The following is a 1,469-nucleotide window of genomic DNA, read 5'->3' as shown; positions in this document are numbered from 1 at the left end:
CCGGCCGCCATCGGCGGCCGGGCCCCGTTCTCTGGTGCGGCGCGCCGCCGCCGGGTCGGTCAGTACCCGTGCGAGTCCAACCAGTAGTTGGCCAGAGCGACGGGGGTGGCGGTCCCGAATTCCACACCCAGCAGCAGCTCACGCACGTCGTCGGTGGTCAGCTCGCCGCTGATCCGGTTGACCAGACTCAACTGGTCCTCCGAGAGTGAGCCCTTGCGGAAGACGGGCACCAGGTTCTGGGCGCGGACCGCGTTCTCGTCGTCGTCCAGGGTCACGATGTCCTCGGGGAGGCCCACCGGGTCGGCCGACTGGACCAACCCCACGCCGATCTCCCCCGCGCGCAGGGCGTCGAACACCGCGCGCGGATTAGGCCCCAGCGGGATCCGCCGGCCGAACCCACACTCGTACGTCTCTCCCACGGCGGTGGCCAGCTCGGTGTCGGCGAGGGCCTCCTCCCGCGCGCCGAGAGTGAGCTCACCGCACCGCCCGGTCAGATCCGACATCGCGCGCAGGCCCCGGGTCTCCGAGGTGTTGCGCGTGACCACGTACACGGGCGCGTCCTCGGCGGGTGCCGGGTCCGCGGCGGTGACCCCCTCGGGTAGCGCGGCCATCATCGCGGCGTACACCTCGTCCCCCTCGGTCGCCGTCGCACCGGGATCGAACGCCGTCAGGAGCTCACCGGTGAACCCCACCGTGAAGGTCGCGTCCCCCGTGACGACGGACTCCACGACCTCCGCCTGGGTCCCGGACTGCGGTCGCGCGGTCACCCGCGAGCCGGACCGGACCAGGGCGTTGCCGTAGATGTGGCCCACGATCTCAGCCTCGCCGAACGAGGCCGTCTCGATCACCACCACCGGGTCGTCCCGGTGCGCGGGCACGATCGACGACTGCGCCTGACACCCGGACAGCCCCATCGCCACCACACCCGCGAGCGCCACCGCGCCCCTCCCGGGCCGCCCCACCGTCCGCCGCACCCGACCACGTCCTTCCTCACACCGACCGCACCCGTCAGCGCGGACGTCTCGACCGACAGTCTCCCAGGACCGTCCCGGCGCCGTCACGCCGAGTCCCCGCGTGGTCGCCGGCCGGAGTCGACGGTCCGACCGTCAGCGGGTCAGGCCGGGGTTCACGGTCCGACCGTCAGCGGGTCAGGCCGGGGTTGACGGCGGACCGGGCGGGATCGGTGACGTCGATCCCGGCCTCCGCCCACGCCTCCTCGAGCTCCGCCGCGCCCTTCATGCGGACCCACGCCGCCTCCGTGTGGGTGACCGGCACGGCCCGGAACACCCGGACGGGTGCCGCGTCACCCGGCAGTTCGACGTCCGGGATCTCGGGGGCACGCAGCACCACTGCGGTGAACGCCGCGCCGGGCCACAGCGGCTCGCCCAGGTCGACCAGCGCGCCCTCGGACAGGACGAGCCCCTCCACCGCGGGCGCGGCCGCGAGCACCGCCAGGGCGCGCACCACGC

Annotated in this window: 2 protein-coding genes; both read right to left on the bottom strand. The window is 74.0% G+C overall.

From position 1 onward, the window contains the following. Nucleotides 1-59: 59 nt before the first annotated feature. Nucleotides 60-938, bottom strand: a complete 879-nt coding sequence (locus G6030_RS13570; RefSeq protein ID WP_347238666.1) for a glycine betaine ABC transporter substrate-binding protein — start codon at nucleotides 936-938, stop codon at nucleotides 60-62. Nucleotides 939-1,140: 202 nt separating this feature from the next. Then, nucleotides 1,141-1,469: suppressor of fused domain protein (locus tag G6030_RS13565; protein ID WP_182643483.1), on the bottom strand; the 329-nt coding region annotated here is incomplete at its 5' end.

This window comes from Dietzia sp. E1, from assembly GCF_014145015.1.
Taxonomy (GTDB): Bacteria; Actinomycetota; Actinomycetes; order Mycobacteriales; family Mycobacteriaceae; genus Dietzia; species Dietzia cinnamea_A.
This window is presented reverse-complemented; position numbering and strand designations above follow the sequence as displayed.